This window comes from Rhodococcus sp. B10 (genome assembly GCF_011770055.1).
In the GTDB taxonomy this organism is placed as follows: domain Bacteria; phylum Actinomycetota; class Actinomycetes; order Mycobacteriales; family Mycobacteriaceae; genus Rhodococcoides; species Rhodococcoides kyotonensis_B.
The window spans coordinates 69326-87028 of the sequence record NZ_JAAFYV010000019.1; the positions used below are offsets into that span (position 1 = coordinate 69326).

24 protein-coding genes, 4 tRNA genes and 1 pseudogene are annotated in these 17703 nt (G+C 63.9%); 21 read left to right on the forward strand and 8 right to left on the reverse strand.

Annotation, left to right across the window (positions count from 1 at the left end; genetic code table 11):
• Window positions 1–65: 65 nt before the first annotated feature.
• From RhoFasB10_RS14320 to RhoFasB10_RS14335, 4 genes are read left to right on the forward strand one after another with little or no spacing between them, the layout of a single operon-like run.
• Complete coding sequence (locus RhoFasB10_RS14320; protein WP_167676907.1) at window positions 66–1493, forward strand: condensation domain-containing protein; 1428 nt, start codon at window positions 66–68, stop codon at window positions 1491–1493.
• Window positions 1494–1498: 5 nt separating this feature from the next.
• Window positions 1499–2962, forward strand: a complete 1464-nt coding sequence (locus RhoFasB10_RS14325) for a DHA2 family efflux MFS transporter permease subunit (protein WP_346764400.1) — start codon at window positions 1499–1501, stop codon at window positions 2960–2962.
• A gap of 30 nt (window positions 2963–2992) precedes the next feature.
• Window positions 2993–4192: a lipase family protein gene (locus RhoFasB10_RS14330; protein ID WP_068424821.1), complete on the forward strand. Its 1200-nt coding sequence runs from the start codon at window positions 2993–2995 to the stop codon at window positions 4190–4192.
• A gap of 19 nt (window positions 4193–4211) precedes the next feature.
• Complete coding sequence (locus RhoFasB10_RS14335) at window positions 4212–5117, forward strand: pseudouridine synthase (RefSeq protein ID WP_167676909.1); 906 nt, start codon at window positions 4212–4214, stop codon at window positions 5115–5117.
• On the opposite strand, the gene RhoFasB10_RS14340 is transcribed toward RhoFasB10_RS14335, so the two are convergent.
• Window positions 5104–6207 (reverse strand): hypothetical protein, encoded by a 1104-nt coding sequence (locus RhoFasB10_RS14340; RefSeq protein WP_167676911.1) that lies wholly within the window; start codon window positions 6205–6207, stop codon window positions 5104–5106. The two genes, RhoFasB10_RS14335 and RhoFasB10_RS14340, sit on opposite strands and share 14 nt — an antisense overlap.
• An 82-nt stretch (window positions 6208–6289) precedes the next feature.
• Between RhoFasB10_RS14340 and RhoFasB10_RS14345 the strand changes: the two genes are divergently transcribed.
• From RhoFasB10_RS14345 to RhoFasB10_RS14355, 3 genes are all read left to right on the forward strand, one after another.
• Window positions 6290–6697 (forward strand): hypothetical protein, encoded by a 408-nt coding sequence (locus RhoFasB10_RS14345; RefSeq protein ID WP_167676913.1) that lies wholly within the window; start codon window positions 6290–6292, stop codon window positions 6695–6697.
• Between the two features lie 44 nt (window positions 6698–6741).
• On the forward strand, window positions 6742–7329 hold the full coding sequence (locus RhoFasB10_RS14350) for an XRE family transcriptional regulator (protein ID WP_114330297.1): 588 nt from the start codon (window positions 6742–6744) through the stop codon (window positions 7327–7329).
• A gap of 118 nt (window positions 7330–7447) precedes the next feature.
• Entirely contained in the window at window positions 7448–7744 is a 297-nt protein-coding gene (locus tag RhoFasB10_RS14355; RefSeq protein ID WP_167676915.1) for an ANTAR domain-containing protein, read from the forward strand.
• Here RhoFasB10_RS14355 and RhoFasB10_RS26150 read toward each other — a convergent pair.
• The 6 genes from RhoFasB10_RS26150 to RhoFasB10_RS14385 form a co-directional block, all read right to left on the reverse strand.
• Window positions 7715–8017, reverse strand: a complete 303-nt coding sequence (locus RhoFasB10_RS26150; RefSeq protein ID WP_206030933.1) for a hypothetical protein — start codon at window positions 8015–8017, stop codon at window positions 7715–7717. The two genes, RhoFasB10_RS14355 and RhoFasB10_RS26150, sit on opposite strands and share 30 nt — an antisense overlap.
• A gap of 88 nt (window positions 8018–8105) precedes the next feature.
• Window positions 8106–8660, reverse strand: coding sequence for a DUF6584 family protein (locus RhoFasB10_RS14365; RefSeq protein ID WP_068424832.1), 555 nt, complete (start codon window positions 8658–8660; stop codon window positions 8106–8108).
• A gap of 90 nt (window positions 8661–8750) precedes the next feature.
• Window positions 8751–8827 (reverse strand) — tRNA-Phe (locus RhoFasB10_RS14370).
• A 90-nt stretch (window positions 8828–8917) separates the two neighbouring features.
• Window positions 8918–8991: transfer RNA gene (locus tag RhoFasB10_RS14375), tRNA-Asp, on the reverse strand.
• A gap of 129 nt (window positions 8992–9120) precedes the next feature.
• A tRNA-Glu gene (locus tag RhoFasB10_RS14380) sits at window positions 9121–9193 on the reverse strand.
• Between the two features lie 79 nt (window positions 9194–9272).
• Window positions 9273–9941 (reverse strand): TetR/AcrR family transcriptional regulator, encoded by a 669-nt coding sequence (locus RhoFasB10_RS14385; RefSeq protein ID WP_068424835.1) that lies wholly within the window; start codon window positions 9939–9941, stop codon window positions 9273–9275.
• Between the two features lie 806 nt (window positions 9942–10747).
• On the opposite strand from RhoFasB10_RS14385, the gene RhoFasB10_RS14390 reads away from it, so the two are divergent.
• Both RhoFasB10_RS14390 and RhoFasB10_RS14395 read left to right on the forward strand, forming a co-directional pair.
• Entirely contained in the window at window positions 10748–12001 is a 1254-nt protein-coding gene (locus tag RhoFasB10_RS14390) for a lipase family protein (protein WP_206030934.1), read from the forward strand.
• 58 nt (window positions 12002–12059) lie between these two features.
• A tRNA-Lys gene (locus RhoFasB10_RS14395) sits at window positions 12060–12135 on the forward strand.
• A gap of 86 nt (window positions 12136–12221) precedes the next feature.
• Here RhoFasB10_RS14395 and RhoFasB10_RS26800 read toward each other — a convergent pair.
• Window positions 12222–12476 (reverse strand): annotated as a pseudogene (locus RhoFasB10_RS26800) (helix-turn-helix transcriptional regulator); the annotation flags it as partial.
• Here RhoFasB10_RS26800 and RhoFasB10_RS14405 point away from each other — a divergent pair.
• From RhoFasB10_RS14405 to RhoFasB10_RS14465, 12 genes are all read left to right on the forward strand, one after another.
• On the forward strand, window positions 12402–12662 hold the full coding sequence (locus RhoFasB10_RS14405) for a helix-turn-helix domain-containing protein (protein ID WP_167676917.1): 261 nt from the start codon (window positions 12402–12404) through the stop codon (window positions 12660–12662). The pseudogene RhoFasB10_RS26800 and the gene RhoFasB10_RS14405 sit on opposite strands and share 75 nt — an antisense overlap.
• Window positions 12659–12937, forward strand: coding sequence for a hypothetical protein (locus RhoFasB10_RS14410; RefSeq protein WP_167676919.1), 279 nt, complete (start codon window positions 12659–12661; stop codon window positions 12935–12937). The genes RhoFasB10_RS14405 and RhoFasB10_RS14410 overlap by 4 nt, the downstream gene beginning before the upstream one ends.
• Window positions 12937–13092 (forward strand): hypothetical protein, encoded by a 156-nt coding sequence (locus tag RhoFasB10_RS14415; RefSeq protein WP_167676921.1) that lies wholly within the window; start codon window positions 12937–12939, stop codon window positions 13090–13092. The genes RhoFasB10_RS14410 and RhoFasB10_RS14415 overlap by 1 nt, the downstream gene beginning before the upstream one ends.
• Window positions 13089–13268, forward strand: a complete 180-nt coding sequence (locus RhoFasB10_RS14420; RefSeq protein WP_167676923.1) for a hypothetical protein — start codon at window positions 13089–13091, stop codon at window positions 13266–13268. The genes RhoFasB10_RS14415 and RhoFasB10_RS14420 overlap by 4 nt, the downstream gene beginning before the upstream one ends.
• Window positions 13268–13462, forward strand: coding sequence for a hypothetical protein (locus RhoFasB10_RS14425; protein ID WP_167676925.1), 195 nt, complete (start codon window positions 13268–13270; stop codon window positions 13460–13462). Before RhoFasB10_RS14420 ends, RhoFasB10_RS14425 begins: the two co-directional genes overlap by 1 nt.
• Window positions 13459–13629, forward strand: a complete 171-nt coding sequence (locus tag RhoFasB10_RS14430) for a hypothetical protein (RefSeq protein WP_167676927.1) — start codon at window positions 13459–13461, stop codon at window positions 13627–13629. The genes RhoFasB10_RS14425 and RhoFasB10_RS14430 overlap by 4 nt, the downstream gene beginning before the upstream one ends.
• Window positions 13630–14091: 462 nt before the next feature.
• On the forward strand, window positions 14092–14247 hold the full coding sequence (locus tag RhoFasB10_RS14435) for a hypothetical protein (protein ID WP_167676929.1): 156 nt from the start codon (window positions 14092–14094) through the stop codon (window positions 14245–14247).
• Window positions 14247–14726, forward strand: a complete 480-nt coding sequence (locus RhoFasB10_RS14440; RefSeq protein WP_167676931.1) for a hypothetical protein — start codon at window positions 14247–14249, stop codon at window positions 14724–14726. Before RhoFasB10_RS14435 ends, RhoFasB10_RS14440 begins: the two co-directional genes overlap by 1 nt.
• On the forward strand, window positions 14726–14959 hold the full coding sequence (locus RhoFasB10_RS14445; RefSeq protein WP_167676933.1) for a hypothetical protein: 234 nt from the start codon (window positions 14726–14728) through the stop codon (window positions 14957–14959). Before RhoFasB10_RS14440 ends, RhoFasB10_RS14445 begins: the two co-directional genes overlap by 1 nt.
• Before the next feature lie 413 nt (window positions 14960–15372).
• Complete coding sequence (locus RhoFasB10_RS14455) at window positions 15373–15630, forward strand: HNH endonuclease (RefSeq protein WP_167676937.1); 258 nt, start codon at window positions 15373–15375, stop codon at window positions 15628–15630.
• 291 nt (window positions 15631–15921) lie between these two features.
• On the forward strand, window positions 15922–16206 hold the full coding sequence (locus tag RhoFasB10_RS14460; protein ID WP_167676939.1) for a hypothetical protein: 285 nt from the start codon (window positions 15922–15924) through the stop codon (window positions 16204–16206).
• Window positions 16203–17702 (forward strand): terminase large subunit, encoded by a 1500-nt coding sequence (locus RhoFasB10_RS14465; protein ID WP_167676941.1) that lies wholly within the window; start codon window positions 16203–16205, stop codon window positions 17700–17702. The genes RhoFasB10_RS14460 and RhoFasB10_RS14465 overlap by 4 nt, the downstream gene beginning before the upstream one ends.
• Window position 17703 lies beyond the last annotated feature (1 nt).

The window sequence follows — 17703 nt, forward strand, 5'->3', positions numbered from 1 at the left end:
GACGGCGTGCGGGCGTTCTGCCGCGCACGGTGTCTGCACATCGCATACGGAAAGAAGGATGTCGCGTGGTCAGCTTCGGACTCATCGGTGATTGGAACCCCGTACCCGGACACGTGACGACGTGGAAGCCGACCCCCGAATGCATCGCTCGCGTGCACGCCGCGCCGCCGCACCCGGTGCCGCCGTCGCACATCCAGGAGGAGTATCTGAAGTCCGCGTACCGAAACCGTGACTCGGGCTTTCGTTTCTCCCGTTTGTGCCTGGTCACGTTCGACATCTTCGAACCGCTGAACGCGGATGCGATGACGCAGGCCGTCAACGGCTTCCTGCGTAAGCACGACACGTTCGCGAGCTGGTTCCACACCGACGAACACGGTGTGGTGCGCCACGTCACCGATCCCGAGTTCATCGAGCTCGCGCCGACCGACGTCGGTGAGTTCGACGACCAGGAAGCCCTGCGGCAGCACGTCCAGGACACCACTCCTGGCCCGACGAGCTGGGATTGCTTCTCGTTCGGCGTCATCGATCACGGGGACACGTTCACCGTCTATGCCGCGGTCGATCATCTGAACACCGACGGGATCTCGCAGGCACTGACGTTCTTCGAACTCCGCACGCTCTACACCGAGGCCGCCGCAGGCACCCTGAACGTGCAGCCGTGCCTGGGCAGTTACCTCGAGTACTGCACCCGCGAACGCGAGGCGAGTGCCCAGCTGACGTCCCGGTCGCACGAGGTTCGCACGTGGATCGACCTGGTCCGCGAGAACGGCGGCGACCTCCCGACCTTCGCGCTACCGCTCGACGCGCACGCCGAGAAGTACACACGCTCGGAAGTGAGGGACTTCCCGCTGTTCGACAAGGAACTCGCGGATGCCTTCGACGAGGCCTGCGAGCGTGCAGGCGCCAAGATCACCGGCGGGATCTTCGCCGCCGCAGCGATCGCCGAGTACGAGTTGGTCGGCAAGAAGAACTACCTGGGCCTGACCCCGAAGAGCACCCGCACGACGCCCGGCGAGTTCGGCGCCATCGGCTGGTTCTCCAGCCTCATCCCCGTGCATTTCACCGTGTCCGGAACGTTGACCTTCTCCCATCTCGCGGGAGTTGCGCAGCGCGCCTTCGAGTCCGGCAAGCTGCTGTCCGACGTCTCCTACCACCGCGTACTCGAGCTGGTCACGCCCGACAGCGGCATCACGACGCAACCGGGCTGGTCCGCACCGATGATCTCCTACGTCGACGTGCGCAAACTTCCCGGCGCCGACATCGTGTCCAGCGTCAACGGCGGCCTGTTCGGCAACCAGGGCAGCTCCGACGAGGTCTACATGTGGATCAATCGATTCGAGAACCACACCGGCGCGACGTTCATGTTTCCCGGCACCGACGTCGCGCGTCGGTCCATCGATCGCTACTTCGCGGCCATCGGCGACGTCTTCCTGTCCGTGGCTCGCACCGGTGACTATTCGTTCGCCGACGCGGTGTCGGGAAGGACCGCGTAATCGTCGTGACGTCGACTCGTCACATCGCGTACCGCAGGCTGTGCGCATGCCTGATGGCGGTGTTCATGCTGATGATCGACGTCACGATCGTCAATGTCGCCCTACCGTCCATCGCCGACGACATCGGGGCCGATGCCAGCGCGCAGGCATTGATCGTGTCGTCGTACACGCTCGCGTTCGCGTGCACGTTGCTGACCGGCGCGTGGCTCGGTGGACTGGTCGGTCGCCGAACCGTGTTCGTCTGCGGGATGGCAGGTTTCGTCGCGGCGTCGATCCTGTGCGGGTTGGCCGGGTCACCGGAGCTACTCGTCGCGGCGCGCGTGATCCAGGGCATCGCGGGCGGTCTGGTGTCCGGCCAGACCGTCGCGGTGATCGCGTCGTCGTTTCCACGCGAGCGTCACAGCGTCGTGTTCGCGATGTACGGCGCGACGGCGGGCGGTGCAGCCGTTCTCGGGCCGTCGATCGGCGGAGTTCTGGTGTCGCTCGACCTTCTTCAATGGGGTTGGCGCACGGTGTTCTTCGTCAACGCGCCGATCGGTCTGACGGCCCTGGCGCTCGCCGCGTCGAGCCTGTCCGACGCGAGGCCGGCCACGTTGCCGCGGTTGGATCTGCGCGGAGTCGTCCTCTCCACGCTGGGCCTGGTGCTGCTCGTCTATCCGTTGACGCACAGCTACCGGCACGGCTGGTCGCTGCCGACAGTGCTCTCGGTCGTCGCATCCATGGCCTTCTGCGCACTGTTCGTCGTACACGAGAAACGCTGGTCCCGAATGGATCACGAGCCGATGCTTCGACTCGAGCTGTTCCGTCGTCGAACGTTCGCGATCGGGTGTGCGCTGTCGATCCTGATGTTCGGATCGTTCACCGGCTTCTTCTTCACCGTGTCGCTGAGTCTGCAATTCGGCCTCGAACTGTCCCCCGTGCGTACCGGCGTCGTGACGGTCCCGTTCGCGCTCGGCGCGGCCGTGTTCTCCGTTCTTTCGCCGAAACTGTTCGCACGCATGGGAACTCGCATGCTGCCGCTCGGTTTCGTGCTGTTCGGTGTGTCGCTGCTGTGCTTCGCCGCACTGTCCTACCACGAGTCGACGGCGAAAAGTGTCGCCGCTCTTGCTCTTCCGTTGTTCGTCGGCGGCGCGGGCATCGGCGTCTTCGTCGCGCCGCTGCAGACGACGATCGTCTCCGGCACCGACAGCTCCACGGTCGGTTCCGCGTCGGGGATCATCCCGACCGTGCAGCAGGTCGGACAGGCCGTCGGACTGGCGTTGGTCGGTCTGCTCTTCTTCCACCAGTTGTCCGATCTGACGCCGTCGGTGCCGCCCGACAGTGTCGGCTGGGCGTCCGCCCAGCCGTACGTCGTCGCGCAGCGCCACGTCTTCTTCGTGTTGACGGCAGTCGTCGCGGCCTCGGCCCTTCTCGCCCTCGCTCTGCCGAAGAAGGTCGAAAGCCCTCCCGCAGTTCCCGTCTCCGCCTGATCCATGTCACCACCGAGAAGAAGGACCACCGTGCGTACTCGTCTCACCGCAGTCTTCGTCGCCGTCGCCGCCGTGTGCGGCCTCCTCGCCGGGGCATCCTCCGCGGCAGCCGACCCCGTTGCACTGGCCCCCGATCCCGACGCGTTCTACGCCGCGCCACCCACGATCGGCGACGCGGCCCCGGGCGACGTTCTGGATTCCCGACGCGCCGACAGTCCGCGATACCCGAACACCGACATCTGGCAGATCAAGTACCGGTCGACGAACTCCGCCGGCGACCCGATCGCCGCCGTGACGACGGTCCTCATGCCGCGCGGCCGAGGGGAAGGAACGCCCCTCGTCTCGTATCAGGCGATCGTCAACGCACTGGGGACGAAGTGTGCACCGTCGCACGGCCTATTCTCCGACGAACTGATCGAGGCACCCGCCGTCTACCTGGGCATGGTCGCCCGCGGATGGGCCGTTGCGGTACCCGACTACCTCGGGCCGAACGCGGCGTACGGCGCGGCGAGGATGGCCGGTCAGATCACCCTCGACGGAGTGCGCGCGGTGCAGCGATTCCAGCAGCTTCCGCTCGCCGATTCGCCAGTCGGCCTGCTCGGGTACTCGGGCGGCGGCTTGGCGACGTCGTTCGCCGCCGCGATCGCCCCTGGTTACGCACCGGAATTGAAGATCGCGGGCATCGCCGAGGGCGGAATCCCGTCGGATCTCGCACAGATCGCGCAGAACCTCGCCTACAGTCCGCAGCCACACCCCGGCTTCGGTATGGCGATGGCCGTCGCGCTCGGTCTCGAACGCGAATACCCCGAGCGGTTCCCGATCACCGAGAACCTGAACGACCGGGGAATGGCATTGCGCAACAAGATGTTCAACGAATGCAGACGATCCATCCTGATCGACGGCGCGTTCCACAGCGCGCGAGATCTGACGACGGCCGCGTCTCTCGCGGACACGCCGAGTGCACAGGAAGTACTGCGTGAGAACAGCGTGACGTTCCACGAGGGCGTCCCGACTGCGCCGTTGTTCGTCTGGCAGGGTGTGAACGATTTCATCGCGCCGTTCCAGCCCGTCCGCGACATGGTCGGTCGATACTGTGCGGCAGGTGCGACCGTTCAGTTCCGCGGATACCCTGCTGCCGAACATTTCTCGGCGACGGTCGTCGGTCTCCCCGAGGCCTACCTGTGGCTCGACGCACGCTTCCGGGGTGAGCCCGCACCCACCAACTGCTGAGGCGGATAGGGTGAGCGCCATGGCCCGCGCTCCCCTTCCCATCCGCAACGGCCTCGGACCTACCCGTATCAGGATGCCCGACGACGCCTCGGCCTCCACCGTTCTCGACTATCTCGTCGGCAGGTTCCCACAGGATGCCGATCGGTTGCGGGAGAAGGTGGCTGCTCGCGAGGTGGTGGATGCGGCAGGTGTACCGATCGGAGTCGACACGCCGCTCGTTCCCCGCGCCGACATCTACCTCTACCGGGACGAGCCGGACGAACCCGTCGTCCCGTTTCCGATCGACATTCTTCATCGGGACGAGAATCTCGTCGTCGTCGACAAACCTCATTTCCTCGCGACGACGCCACGGGGCGCGTACGTCACGCGGTCCGCGCTCGTCGTGCTCCGACGTCAGCTCGACCTGCCCGACCTCAGTCCGGCGCATCGGCTGGATCGACTGACGTCGGGTGTACTCGTATTCACCGCACGGCCGGAGGTTCGACGCGCCTATCAGGAACTGTTCGCGCACCGCGCCGTCGAGAAGGAGTATCACGCCGTCGCACGGTTCGATCCCGGTCTGACGTTCCCGCGGACTGTGCGAAGCCGAATGATCAAGGAGCGCGGCGTTCTTCGCGCCGAGGAGGTCCCGGGCGAGCCCAATGCGGAAACCCACGCAGACATCGTCCGGCACGACGGCGTGCACGCACTGTACTCGTTACGGCCGAGAACCGGTCGTACACACCAACTTCGACTTCACATGAGCTCGCTCGGCATCCCGATCCTCGGCGACAACTTCTACCCGGAGTTCTACGACGTGGCCGACGACGACTACTCCGCGCCTCTGCAACTGCTCGCACGGTCCATCGAGTTCGTCGACCCGTTCACCCGTGAACGTCGGGCGTTCACAAGTACCCGCTCGTTGCAGCTCCCTACTCGGGCATAGACAACACGTCGCCGTGCGAGAAGTTGTTCTCGGCTATTTCCGCGGTCCTGACGGCGATTCGGTGCGACAACACCGCCATCGTGAACAATCCGATCGCAACGTTGCCGAGGGCCGCGAACCCTTCCTGGGCGAAATCGACGAGCGCATTGAGCATCGTGAAGATCAGCGCGGCGATCCGCAACATTCGCAGCGGCCACAACTTCTTGTTTCGCAACGCCACGGCCGACGGCAACGACAGAGCAAACGTCGTGCAGGACGACAGGAACAGAATTCCGCTCGAGATTCCCATCCTGTCGATGTCGAGCGTCGTGTCCTCGGAGTCGAAGTGGAAGTCCCCGACCACCAACTGCACGATGCCGAAGACGACGCCTGCGAACGACGCCAGCGTCAACCCCCACGCGACGACGGGCACCCAGCGCGGGCTCTTGAAGAAGGCGGGAATCAGGCGCGGCGCGAAGCGTCGCATCGTGTAGAGCCGGGCACTTCCCGGACTGCAGTTCCCGAGCAACAGCCGCAGACCGCTGACGGTCTCGGCGTCGGCTCCTTCCGCTTCGGCACGCGCAACCATGCGCAGAGCCCACTCGCGACGATGTTCCGGCAAGCCGTGCGCCACCCCCTCCGCCGCAATGAGAGCCGCGTTGGCGAGCGTCTCCTCGCGCGACGGCCTGCGCGCGTCCCGCACGATGCGGTTGCCGACGAGGACGACGACCACGAGCACGTACATGATCTCGGCCGACGGGCCGTAGAAGTAGTCGTTGTTCTTCGTGACGAACTTGCCGACCTCGTCGAGGAACAGTCCGAACCCGATTCCACCCAGCACCACGGCGAACGCGCGCACCCCGAACCCGATGAAGAGCCAGCCGATCAGCAGAGCCAACATCATCGCGGCGCCGCCCCACAGCGCGTGCGCGATGTGCAGGGTGCCACCACCGACCTGCGGGTAGCCGGTCAGTTCCAGGTACAGGCGCGTCACCAGAATCGTCGCGATCGCGATGATCATGAACGCCTCGGTGGTCGCACTCCCGTACGCGTTGCGCAGTATCGGTGACCGGCCGACCCGCGCGGTCGACGACGCAACCCCGGTTGCCATCGAACCAGTATGAGCGGCCCGGTCCACCGGACGACGCGTTTCGACCGACTCGTCGACTGTGGCGAAAGCTACGATCACACCCATGAAGTTCCGAACACTCGCCCTCACGTCCGGCCTGTCGCTCGCGCTCGTCGTGGCGGGTTGCAGTTCCGAGGATCAGTCCGACGCGAATCAGACCCTCGACAACGCGGCAGGCTCGGCCAGCAGCGTGGCCGCCAGCCTCGGCGAGCAGGCGGGAAATCTGTTCGACGACGCGAAGGTCGAGGCGTTCGTCGTGGCCTTCCGCACACAGTTCGGCGCTCTTGCCGACAGCCGTGACGACAACGCGATCAAGGCCCTGCTGAACAGCACGTGCGCCGAGATCGCGAGCGGAACCGACGAGTCGACCGTCGTCTCCGAACTCGAAGTCGAGGCGGCGTCCGGTGACGTCCGCCCCTCGACCGAGCAGGCGCAGCGCATCTACGATCAGGCGAAGCTGGCCTGCAGCTGAGCGAACGGCTTGACAAATTTCTTTGCTGAAACTGCAATAGTCGTATGAGCACGCCGGAACGAGAGATCGACGACGTCATCGCAGGCGTCGGCCCGCGCTTACGTCGGCTCCGCAGCGAACGCGGTACGACGCTCGCCGCTCTCGCGGAGACAACGGGAATTTCGCTGAGCACGTTGTCCAGACTCGAATCCGGCGACCGCAAGCCCAGCCTCGAACTGCTGTTGCCGATCGCTCGTGCGCATCAGATTCCGCTCGACGAGTTGATCAGCGAACCACCTGTCGAAGACCCGCGGGTCACAGGCACCCCGGTTCGCCGCGAGAACGTGACGATCCAACCGCTGACGCGTCGGCCCGGCGGCATGCAGGCCTACAAGATCGTCGTGGACCCGGACCGACACGAACCGTCCCCGCGCGTCCACGAGGGGTACGAATGGTTGTACGTTCTCAACGGTTCGCTCCGTCTCGTGCTCGGTGAACACGACATCGTCATGAAGCCCGGCGAGGCCGCCGAGTTCGACACCCGCGTTCCGCATTGGTTCGGCGCAGCAGACGGAAGACCCGTCGAAATCCTCAGTCTGTTCGGACCGCAGGGGGAACGGATGCACGTTCGCGCGAAACCATCCGAGTCTTAGCGCATCGGCTACTTTCTCGTCGGTGGCGTGTGGCAGAGTGAGCGCTCTCACGAACAGTGAAATAGCTCTCAGCTCGATCCCCACGCATCACGATCACTACGCATCTCGAGGAATGTTCATGACAGACAGAAGTCCCGACACAACGACGTCTCGGGGACCCGCTTCACGCACCGATGTCGATATCGCGACGGGTGTGCTCGTCGGTGTGCAGGGAGGTAGCGTCTCTGCCGCGGTCGACGATTTGTTCTCCACCGCCCGTGACAATCGGGTGAGCCTGTTCGAGCTGGCGCGCGCGGTGATCACGTTGGCAGAGGGTGGGGACCGCGGCGACACCGAGACCCGCCGAGTGGCCCTCGCACGCTGGGGCGCCCATCTTGCCCCGCGCTCAGCGTCGGAAGACAGTGTCTCCGCGTAGTTCCGGAAAACGTGCCGTCATGTTGTCGATCTGACGGTACATCTCGTACAGCTCCTTCCGGAGCACACTCGCCTGCGCCTCGAGTTCCCGCGCGCGTGCCTCGGCCTTGTCGGCACGCGCGCGGAACGCCCGCGCCTGAGCGACCTCTATCGAGGTCGTGCACTTCTCGATGTGCTCGGCCAATCCGGCAGCGAATACACGCGCTTGTGCGAGATTGACGTCGTAATTGTCGTCGCGTCGATGGGGGTCGATGAGATCGTCCTTCGGTGGCACACGGATTCGTGTCTATCGGGATTTCGGTTCAATCGTGGATGACTCCGCGGAACACGATACGCGGCAACACAATGCGTGCCCGCACGACCTACGAGAACACGAGAGCCAGCACGACCGACGCCGATGTCGCCGCGATAGCGACGATGACGAGCGTCGCCAGGATTCGCTGCCTGAGAGGCCGCCCCGACGCCCCACCGGCGGACATAGGGAATGCGTCGTCGACGAAGTCGTCGGCGTCGACGCCGTACTCGTCGAAATAGATCGTGTCGCGCGGCGGCACCCAGACCTGCCCGTTGCTCGCGACGGCGGCCGACAGACGATCGAGACGCATCTTTGCCTGAGCCGGGTAGTAGTCGGACGGCGCGTTGATCGGCAGAACCTGCGCCAGCGAGATCGGCGAACGATGCCGAGCCTCCAACGCAGCGAATGCAGCCGACGCGGTGGGGTCGTCGTCTTCCTTGGACGTCAGGAACCACGCGGCTCCTGCGCCGACGCGATCTCCCATGAGGAGGTGAGTGTAGGCGAGAAGCTCCAGAACGGGTTGCGACGCCGGGGCAGTTCTCAGCGCCGAATAGAGCCGATCGCGGGCCGACGTGTAGTCGCCTCGGGCGAGGTCGGCCTGTGCTTGATCGATGACATCCACCGAATCAGCGTAGCGATGTTCGGGGGCAAGAGAAGGCCGGGTTCCGAATCGGAATCGACAGCCGTGATGTGCGCGTGCGCGCGAAGATTGTGGTGGCCAGGGCCGGGATCGAACCGGCGACCTTCCGCTTTTCAGGCGGACGCTCGTACCAACTGAGCTACCTGGCCGGGCGGCACCGGTAAGAATGCCCACTCGTAACTCTGCACTACTGGTGACGCTGACTTGCATCGCAACTCAGTGCTTTCGCACTGATTTTGCGACCCTGACGGGACTCGAACCCGCGACCTCCGCCGTGACAGGGCGGCGCGCTAACCAACTGCGCCACAGGGCCTTGCTCGAATTTCTGTCGAAATTCACTGCCGCAAACCTTAGCAGAAGTTTTTTCTGCTTCGAACCGCGGCGGCCTGCAAGAGACTGCTGTACTGCTGGCCGGTTTGTCAATTCCGACCGTGTCCTACCGTACCCCCTACGGGATTCGAACCCGCGCTACCGCCTTGAAAGGGCGGCGTCCTAGGCCGCTAGACGAAGGGGGCCCGCCGGATTGCTCCGGCGCTACCCTCAACGGCGTTCCGTTGGGAGCTGGGATAGCTTAGGACACTTTTCGCGGAAAACTCAAACCGGCAGGTCAGAGGCGTTTTCAGCGCTCGAGACGGTGTTTTCGGACCAGCCGCGGGTGCGCCAGGCGTCCAACCACTGAGGGGTTGCCATCGCGAACAGGATCACCTCGAGCGATTCCTCGAACATCGCGCGTAGGTCCCGGCTGTCGGACACGAGATCGGCCATGTAGCGCTGACCGGCCAACGATGCGGACAACACGCGTACGAACTTCTCCGGCGTGAACTCGTCCGAGAGGTCACCCAACTCCTGGGCGCGACGGGCCTGCTCGAGGCCGGCGAGACCCCACACCTTCCCGCCTCCGGACTGCACCTCGCTGTAGAACTCGGGCTCGACGATGAGCCGGAATTCGGCGCGAACGATCACGTCCGACTGGAAGCTGCGGGCCAGGTCGTCGATGATTCCGTGAAGCACGTCGAACGGGTGCAGCGTCGACCCTCTCCAGCGTTCGGTGATCGCGACATACTTGTCGAGAGCGGCGCTCAGTACAGCCCTTGCCAGGTCCTCTTTCGACTGGAAGTGGAAGTACATCGCACCCTTGGTGGCGTTGGAGCCCTCCAGGATGGTGTTGACCGACGCTGCCGCATACCCACGACGCGCGAACTCCGATGCCGCAGCCTCGACGATCGCCGCCCGGGTTCTCCGTGCGCGCTCTTGTTGTGCCATTGGTTTTCCGTGCCTTCCAAACCCACGCGACCCGCTCTATCAGCGGCTTACCGCAATTTCGAGACTACTTCACTGCAGCGCGAAAAGACCGTCCTCCACCTTGGAACTCCTCGAGAAACCGAAAAACGGACAAATCCGCGGACCATTACAAACAATCCGAGTGGTATGGTCTCTTCGGCTCGAGTGCGCTGCAGGGGGTGCGCACTCGAGTCGCCGACTTTTTCAGCACACCCCGTTACGACACCTCTCGGGAGTGTGTCATCCTCCCGAGCCGCCGGGCTTCTTCCGGCGGTCTACGACACCACCCACCTTACCCGGTTTTCATACATAACCGTCGGATCGTTTCGTCTGCCCGATCGCGCCGACGACGGCCTCGGCACACGCGATCGCACATCGACGAGAATCGACTTTCGGGTCCCACGCGATCGAATTAGCCGATGCCGAAAACAGGCATCCGGCCCGATAGTGCTTCACGCCGAATCGACGGGATCGAAAACCCGAACATTTCACGGTCGTACGGTATCGAGAAATCGATAGTTGAACTACGAATCACATTATCCGAGAACGTGTTTCGCAGTTACTTTTCGACATTTACGTGTTCGCGTAACCTGTTGCGACACAACCACTTTGGAATCTTTTAACCCGATTTTCCAGTTAATACACTGCGTCCGAATACATTCGAAAGCAACCGGTTCTGTAACGGTTCGAAATCGACGCAGGCAGTTCCAACACGCCGGGCATCGGTCGGTAATTAATGTGGCGTAGAGCACATCGGGTCGACGACGACTACGAATTCAGGTGACGGCATGATCATGGGAAGACTCGCAACTCGCTCAGCAGTAACCATTCTCGCGTGCGTACTCGTCGCAGCGACGCCGTGGGCGGTCGACGCAGACCCGATAGCGGACTTCGTGTCTCCGGCGCAGGACCCGAGCCTGGCTGCAGCCACCCCGCTGGGCGAGCCGTGGTTCGACCCGCCGCCCGGATACGAAAGCTCCGCTCCAGGAACGGTTCTCGACACTCGCGACGTCACCGTCGGACCGCTGGTCACACCGACGCGATCGACTCAGATCCTGTTCCGCACCAGCGACTCCCACGACCGGCCGGTCGCTGCGGCCACCACCGTCGTCGTTCCCACTGCTCCCTGGACCGGATCCGGTACGCGTCCGGTGGTCGCGTACAACATGGCCATCGATTCACTCGGAAACACGTGCGCCCCGTCGTGGACCATGCCGCGCGGAATTGCGCCGGAAATTGCTGCGGTGCAACTGTTTCTGGCCAAGAACTATGCAGTCGTCGTCACCGATCATCAGGGACCGCGGCAGGCGTACGCCGCGGGCCGCATGGCAGGACACGCCGTCCTGGACGCGTTGCGCGCCATGGTGAATCTGCCCGGACTGGGACTGCCACACGAATCTCCGATCGCGATCACCGGCTACTCGGGCGGCGCCATCGCGTCGGGTTGGGCCGCGCAGCTCGCTCCCGATTACGCGCCCGACGTCAACCTGGTCGGCACTGCGTTCGGCGGTGCTCCTGTCGACTACCGGATACTCCTCGGCTCCATGAACGGAAACAACGGCGCATCGACGCTGTTCCTCTCGGCCACGATGGGCGTGGCACGGGAGTACCCGGAGATGTTCCAACTCATGAACGCCAACGGCCTCAGGTTGGCGCAGATCGCCAAGGACATGTGCATCTATCTGTTGGCACCCCCCGGTCTGGTGGCACCCATTCCGGTGCAAGCGCTCTCGGACGTCCCGAACGTGGACCGCACACCCATCGCGGAGCGGATCATCGCGGACAACCGGATGGGCGGAGACCTCGCTCCGTCGGCGCCCGTCTTCATCTACCAGGGACAGCAGGAATTCTGGATCCCTCGACAAGGAGCCGAGACGCTCTACGACGAATGGTGCGCGAACGGCGCGAACGTCAGACTCGAGGAGTACGTCGGCGAACACCTCGTCGTCGCGATCTCCGGGTTGCCCGGCTCTCACGCCTGGATCGACGACCGCCTCGCGGGCAAGCCTGCGCCGGAAGGGTGCAGCAGCTTCGGACGATGACAGGCCGAGGGGGTGCCTCGTGAGTCCTGGAGTGTGCACCACTACACTTTCGATCCGCGCCCCTATAGCTCAGTTGGTAGAGCTACGGACTTTTAATCCGCAGGTCGTAGGTTCGAGTCCTACTGGGGGCACCACTACCGTCTGGGCCAGGCGTTTCGCCTAGCAGCCAGCCGAGATCGACGCCCGTCGCCATCGCCCACGCCAGGATCACTGGCCGGCGAGGCACCGACGTGCCCTGCTCTGCGCGCGCGATCGTTGCCCGACCAACCCCCATCGCCTCAGCCAGCTCGCTCTGGCTGAGTTTTGCGTGCTCACGCGCCTTGCGGAACTTGTCCGCAGCAGTCCACTCCGGGATCAACCCCACCTCGTGTGCTCTGGTCATAGAGCTGATATTAGGCGTATGCGTCAACTGGCGCAACAGGAAACAAACCGCCCGCAGGTTGCACAAATGATCCAGATGACTCATGCTCTGCATGTGGATCACATGGATGTAATTGGCGCAGCCGAAGCCGCTCGGCTCCTCGGTGTGAGCAAAGCCACCGTGAACCGCCGCGCCGCAGCCGGCCAACTCACCGCACACAAGATGCCTGGCGTAACTGGCGCGCACCTATTCGACCGCGACGAGATCGAATCTCTCGCGAAGCAGAAGGCGGATGCATGAGTACGTTCCAGGGCGGTCCCATCGACGGTGCCGACATACTGCGCAAGTACGACTTCACGGTCACCCGCGTCGGCATGGGCTTGCAAGCTGAGGACGTCCCGGACGACGTGACCGAGTTCGAGACAGGAATCACCTTTGTCCGCGACGCCTGCGTGTTCGCAGCGCTTCTGCTGAAACGGAACGACGAGCCAGGCCTCGCGAGTCGATTCGACGCGATCCTCGAACGGCTCGCAGCGAAGGACCAGACCAACCCTGTCAGCGGACGGCGCAACTGATGGCCGGGCGGTATGTGACGCCGACCAAGCGTCCACAGTGGCCGTGGCGTTTCATCACTCTCGCGATCTGCTCGTACGTGCTGCCGTTCGCCCTGTCATTCGCAGCGGTGTACGTCCTGCTGCGCGCATATCTCGCTGCCGGCGGTGTCTGGTGAGCGAACAGAATCTCGCGGTCGGCTACGTGCTTGGGGAAGAGCATGTGGCCGGCCGCGTCGTCATTGACTGGATCGGCGTCGTCTACGAGACCCGCGAAGAGGCAGATGAAGCCCTCGCCCACGCGCACCAGCTCGGTGAGTCCGAGATGAAGCTGTACCGCGTCGAGGCCGTCTGATGGCGTGGCCGTTTGACTCCCAGGACCGGGACGCCATCAGGGTCCTCGCCCTGTCGTCCCGTGAGTGCTTGACGCTCGCGGTGGCCGCGTACACCCGCGCAGAGCTGGCGTACGCCGAAGGCAACACCGTCCTCCAGGCCCACGAGCTCGACCGAGCGAACTACTGGCAGACCGCTGCCACGGGGTTCGAATGAGAGACCACGGCGACCGGCTGAAGCGCATCGTGTGCGACGTCTGCGAGCGCCCGTTCGACCAGAACCGCATCATCCCCAACCCGAACATCTGCCGGGAGTGTCGAGCGATCGTCAACCACCTTGCAGTCCCGATGCTGATCGACGAGGACGGTGAGGCCCAACCCTGACCGTCCTACTGCTGTACGTCGCTATCTGGCGGGTCCGACGTAAACCGACTGCTCTAGGCATGTGAACCCTTACGAAGCTTGGCAGACCTAGCTGCTGGGACCCACCCGCGACTGATCATCGCGACGTGGGTAATAACTCGGAAAGCCTTGCGTCCCAACGGACGCGAGGCCAGAGGCGTTGGCGCGGACAAACGGGGTTCGGAAATTTGGGAGGCGCTTGGGAGGTCCCAAGCTTTGGCCCCAATTCCATCTACTCGTTTCGGTGACCCCGCACTCATAGGAAGGATCGATATGTCCCGCAACCCTGTTGTAACTCTCTACAGTCGGTCGGCTCCGATCATCAAAGCGACCACCGACGCTCTAGCCGAGATCGGAATCTTGGTTCAGGTAAACCATGCTCCCCCACCGCCTTCCGCATCGTTCGTCGTATCGAACAAGGCGCAGACCCGAGACATGGTGGTGATGAGTCACCGTCTCCGTGCCCATGCAGTCGTCACGCTGCCCGAGGGCGCGCTCTATCTGTCGTCGTCCGCTCGATCGCACGGCGGCTGTGTCCTCGTCGGTTCGGATCACATGCCTACCGACGCAACCCAACCCGAAGAAGGAGCACTGTTCTGATGGAGAAAGACCTAGCGACACTGTTGGACGCTGCTGCGTTCCAAGCGGCCGATATGGTCGGGCCGGCCATCGTGCTGGAGGGCGCTGGCCGGCATCTACTCGATCGACTCGATCTGACCGATCCTCACCGGTGGGCAGTCACGTCGGCCATCGGCTCGATCACGGCGGCGCGTAAGTCGCTGGAGGCTGCGACCGAGGAGCTGCTGAACGTCGTCGCCCAGGACGGCGCGGACATGCTCGCAGTCGAAGTGAACAACGGCGAGTTCGTGGACGGCCAGCCTGCCCGCTGCAGCGCGACCCACATCGGACCAGGAGCCACGTCCTGGTGCCAGCTCGACAAAGGGCACGACGGCATGCACAACAGCCTCGCCGGCACTGCCTGGCTGGACTGCATGCACGCCCACGTGCTCGACGGCAAGTGCATGTTCTGCGGCGCGGTGACTTCCGCGGTCATCACCGGTGATACGGACCTCGTCTGATGGCCGGCCAGCTGACCCCGGTTCTGGGTCGTCCTGATCGGTTCGTGTCGGCGTGGTTCGACGAGTCCGCGTCAATGATCCGTGTTCGGTTCGAGGACGCTGACGGTAACGAGCTGGGTGAGGTGGGCTATGTCGAGCCGACCGAGATCCCCGAGTACGTGCCACCGACGACGGACGAGCCGATCGTGGACGTGCCGCCGGCCACCGACGACGAGCCGGTGATCGAGCCATGAGGGAACTCCTCGTACGTCGTCGGCCGCACCTGCACGCGCCTGATCATCCCTGGCGTGTGCAGTTCGCCTATGGCTCGCCCGATAGCCGCCGCTTCAAGACGTTCGAATCGGCTCTCGCTTATGCGAGTTGCGTGTCAGAGCTGCGACGCCAAGGCGAGGCAGTGAGTGTTCGGTGAGTCGGTGTCGAGGGCGTGCTGATGAGTACGAGTATGCGAATGTGCCTGGTGGACAGTGGCGTACGAAGCGCGAGGCAGCTGAGCTGCTGTGTGCTGGCTGCCCAATCCTGGCGCAGTGCGCGCATCTCGCACTCAAGCATCACGCTCTCGGCATGGTGTGGGCTGGCGTGCCCATACCCGAGCACCACAACGCAGAGCACGTGGTCGACGCGCGCCTGCTGCTGACGAGGAGGGCACGTGGCTGAACTGAAGCGCCAGCCGATACCGAAGGACGTACGCGAGCGGGTGGCTGCGCGTGCTGGGTACGTGTGCCAGAAGTGCGGTGGTGATCAGAGCTGCGAGGTCGACCACATCATCCCGTGGGTGATCAGTCACGACGACAGCGAGACCAACCTGCAGCTGCTGTGCCTACCGTGCAACAGGCGCAAGGGCGCGAAGGTGGAGGCTGGCCGCAAGACGTGGTTCCACGCAGACTACTTCGGTGTCGGTGCGTGATGCATGAGCATGCATAGTCATCCATTCACAGTCATGCATGGTCATACACTGCGTCATGCATGGCTATGCATGATCATGCGGTTCATGCATGGGTATGCAGGCGGTCGGTTTCTGCCAAGGGGACGTTTGACACTGAGGGGCTCCGAAAATTTGCACCCCCCAGGGGTGCGGGAGGTCGAGTATCGCATGGTGGGATGAATGGCGGCTGCATGATCATGCATGGATGATGCATGGTCTGCTGTGAGAGTATGCATGAACCGACCGATCTATGCATGGAATGAGGTGGCCCGAGTGGCTGTGATCCGGAACGCGACATTCGAGGCCGCGGTGGACCAATACTGTAACGCAAACGACGAGTGGATGGGCGACGACGAGACTCCCCTGGTCACTGCGCTGTTCTATATCGCGCGCCAGCTGGACAAGGCGTCGAACTCGGCGCGCGGTCTGCCGGCCGGCCTGACGATGGAGTACCGCATGCAGTTCGTCGAGCTGCACAAGCACAAGCCCGCGCAGGAGGGCGAGGAGAAGGGTGATGCGCTCGACCAGGTGCTCGCTGAGCTGCTGAAGGACGAATGATCGCCGCGACGTCGGTCGATGCGCCCGTATGGATGCCCACCCGCTACACGCAGCCGATCGAGAATCCCGACTACACCGAGGGCAACCGGCTGATCAAGCTGGCCGAAGCTGTGTTCGTGTTCGAGCAGTCCGACGAGTTCGGGCTGGACGACTGGCAGAAGTGGCTGATCCGCGAGATCCTGCAGAAGTATCCGCGCGACTACGAGGACCCGGCGCTCGCTGGCAAGCTCGTCTACCAGCAGGCCGTCGTGTCGATGGGCCGACAGAACGGCAAGACGGTGCTCGGTGCCGTGTTCGCGCTGTATGGGCTGATCCTGATGGTCGAGCGCGCTCCGGACGTCATCTCGCTGGCGTCGACCGTCGAGCAGGCGAAGAACCTGTACCGAAAGACCCGCTACTGCGTCGACAACGTGCCGGCGCTGGAGTCCCGTTTCAAGACCACCGACCGATCCGGCATCACCAGCAAGAACGCGAAGAAGCCGGCGAACTATGTCGTCAAGGCTGCTGGGGATGGCAAAGGGCTGCAAGGCTTTTCGGGATGCCTTATGCTGCTGGACGAGCTGCACATCCTCAAACCGGGCGCGTGGAACGCCCTCGTGCTCGGTGCGTCGGCGCAGCCGAAGGCCCTCGTGCTCGGACTGACGACGTCCGGCGACGACAACTCCGAGCTGCTGAAGCTGCTGTACAAGACCGGCGAGGCGGCAGTGGCGAAAGCCGAGGATCACAACCCACGGTTCGGGTTCTTCTTCTGGGTTGCTGACCCGTCGCTCGACCTGTACGACCCTGAGGCGCTGATCCAGGCAAACCCTGCCATCGCGTCCGGCCGGCTCGACTTGGAGTCCGAGCTGCGCAACGGAAAAGGCATGCAGGAGAGCGAGTATCGGCGCTACCGCCGGAACGAGATGGTGTCCGTCGAGAACATTTGGATGCCGCTGCCTGTGTTCACGTCGACCAAGTTCGGGCCGATCCCCGACGCGGCCCGCCGGCAGCCGATCGTTGTCTCGTACGCCCGTTCCCGGCGCTCGTGGGACTACGTGTCCATCGTCGCGTCGGTGAAGTACAACGATTCCGTCTACACCGAGCTGATCGGAACGATCACCTACGGCAACACCGAGCTGCTGGAGCGCAAACTGGTCGAGCTGAACCGCCGCGTCAACGTCGAGAAGTTCGTCACCGACTCCGAGACCATGCGTAAGACCGCGTGGACGCTGCGTGAGGAACATCACCTGCCGTCCGAGTACATGACGCGCGGCGACATCGCGAACGCCACCGCTACCGTCCACTCGATGATCAAGGATGGCCGGCTCCGGCACGCCGGCGACCTGGAGATGGAACAGCAGATACCGCGCGTCGTCACCGTGTCCGCCGGCCAGGGCGTAGTCATCGACATGAACAAGTCCCTGGGCGACATCGACGCCGTCTACGCGATGGTCATGGGCGCGTTCCAGGCCGAGCAACAGCAGCCGGCGGCGATACCGCTGAGCTTGCCCTTCTGAA

Excerpts from the sequence above, each read along its gene's own strand:
- RhoFasB10_RS14335 (WP_167676909.1), top strand. The coding sequence starts at position 4,212 with ATGGCCCGCGCTCCCCTTCCCATCCGCAACGGCCTCGGACCTACCCGT.
- RhoFasB10_RS14340 (WP_167676911.1), bottom strand. The coding sequence starts at position 6,207 with ATGGCAACCGGGGTTGCGTCGTCGACCGCGCGGGTCGGCCGGTCACCG.
- RhoFasB10_RS14345 (WP_167676913.1), top strand. The coding sequence starts at position 6,290 with ATGAAGTTCCGAACACTCGCCCTCACGTCCGGCCTGTCGCTCGCGCTC.
- RhoFasB10_RS14350 (WP_114330297.1), top strand. The coding sequence starts at position 6,742 with ATGAGCACGCCGGAACGAGAGATCGACGACGTCATCGCAGGCGTCGGC.
- RhoFasB10_RS14355 (WP_167676915.1), top strand. The coding sequence starts at position 7,448 with ATGACAGACAGAAGTCCCGACACAACGACGTCTCGGGGACCCGCTTCA.
- RhoFasB10_RS14385 (WP_068424835.1), bottom strand. The coding sequence starts at position 9,941 with ATGGCACAACAAGAGCGCGCACGGAGAACCCGGGCGGCGATCGTCGAG.
- RhoFasB10_RS14390 (WP_206030934.1), top strand. The coding sequence starts at position 10,748 with ATGATCATGGGAAGACTCGCAACTCGCTCAGCAGTAACCATTCTCGCG.
- RhoFasB10_RS14405 (WP_167676917.1), top strand. The coding sequence starts at position 12,402 with ATGCGTCAACTGGCGCAACAGGAAACAAACCGCCCGCAGGTTGCACAA.
- RhoFasB10_RS14410 (WP_167676919.1), top strand. The coding sequence starts at position 12,659 with ATGAGTACGTTCCAGGGCGGTCCCATCGACGGTGCCGACATACTGCGC.
- RhoFasB10_RS14415 (WP_167676921.1), top strand. The coding sequence starts at position 12,937 with ATGGCCGGGCGGTATGTGACGCCGACCAAGCGTCCACAGTGGCCGTGG.
- RhoFasB10_RS14425 (WP_167676925.1), top strand. The coding sequence starts at position 13,268 with ATGGCGTGGCCGTTTGACTCCCAGGACCGGGACGCCATCAGGGTCCTC.
- RhoFasB10_RS14430 (WP_167676927.1), top strand. The coding sequence starts at position 13,459 with ATGAGAGACCACGGCGACCGGCTGAAGCGCATCGTGTGCGACGTCTGC.
- RhoFasB10_RS14435 (WP_167676929.1), top strand. The coding sequence starts at position 14,092 with ATGAGTCACCGTCTCCGTGCCCATGCAGTCGTCACGCTGCCCGAGGGC.
- RhoFasB10_RS14440 (WP_167676931.1), top strand. The coding sequence starts at position 14,247 with ATGGAGAAAGACCTAGCGACACTGTTGGACGCTGCTGCGTTCCAAGCG.
- RhoFasB10_RS14445 (WP_167676933.1), top strand. The coding sequence starts at position 14,726 with ATGGCCGGCCAGCTGACCCCGGTTCTGGGTCGTCCTGATCGGTTCGTG.
- RhoFasB10_RS14465 (WP_167676941.1), top strand. The coding sequence starts at position 16,203 with ATGATCGCCGCGACGTCGGTCGATGCGCCCGTATGGATGCCCACCCGC.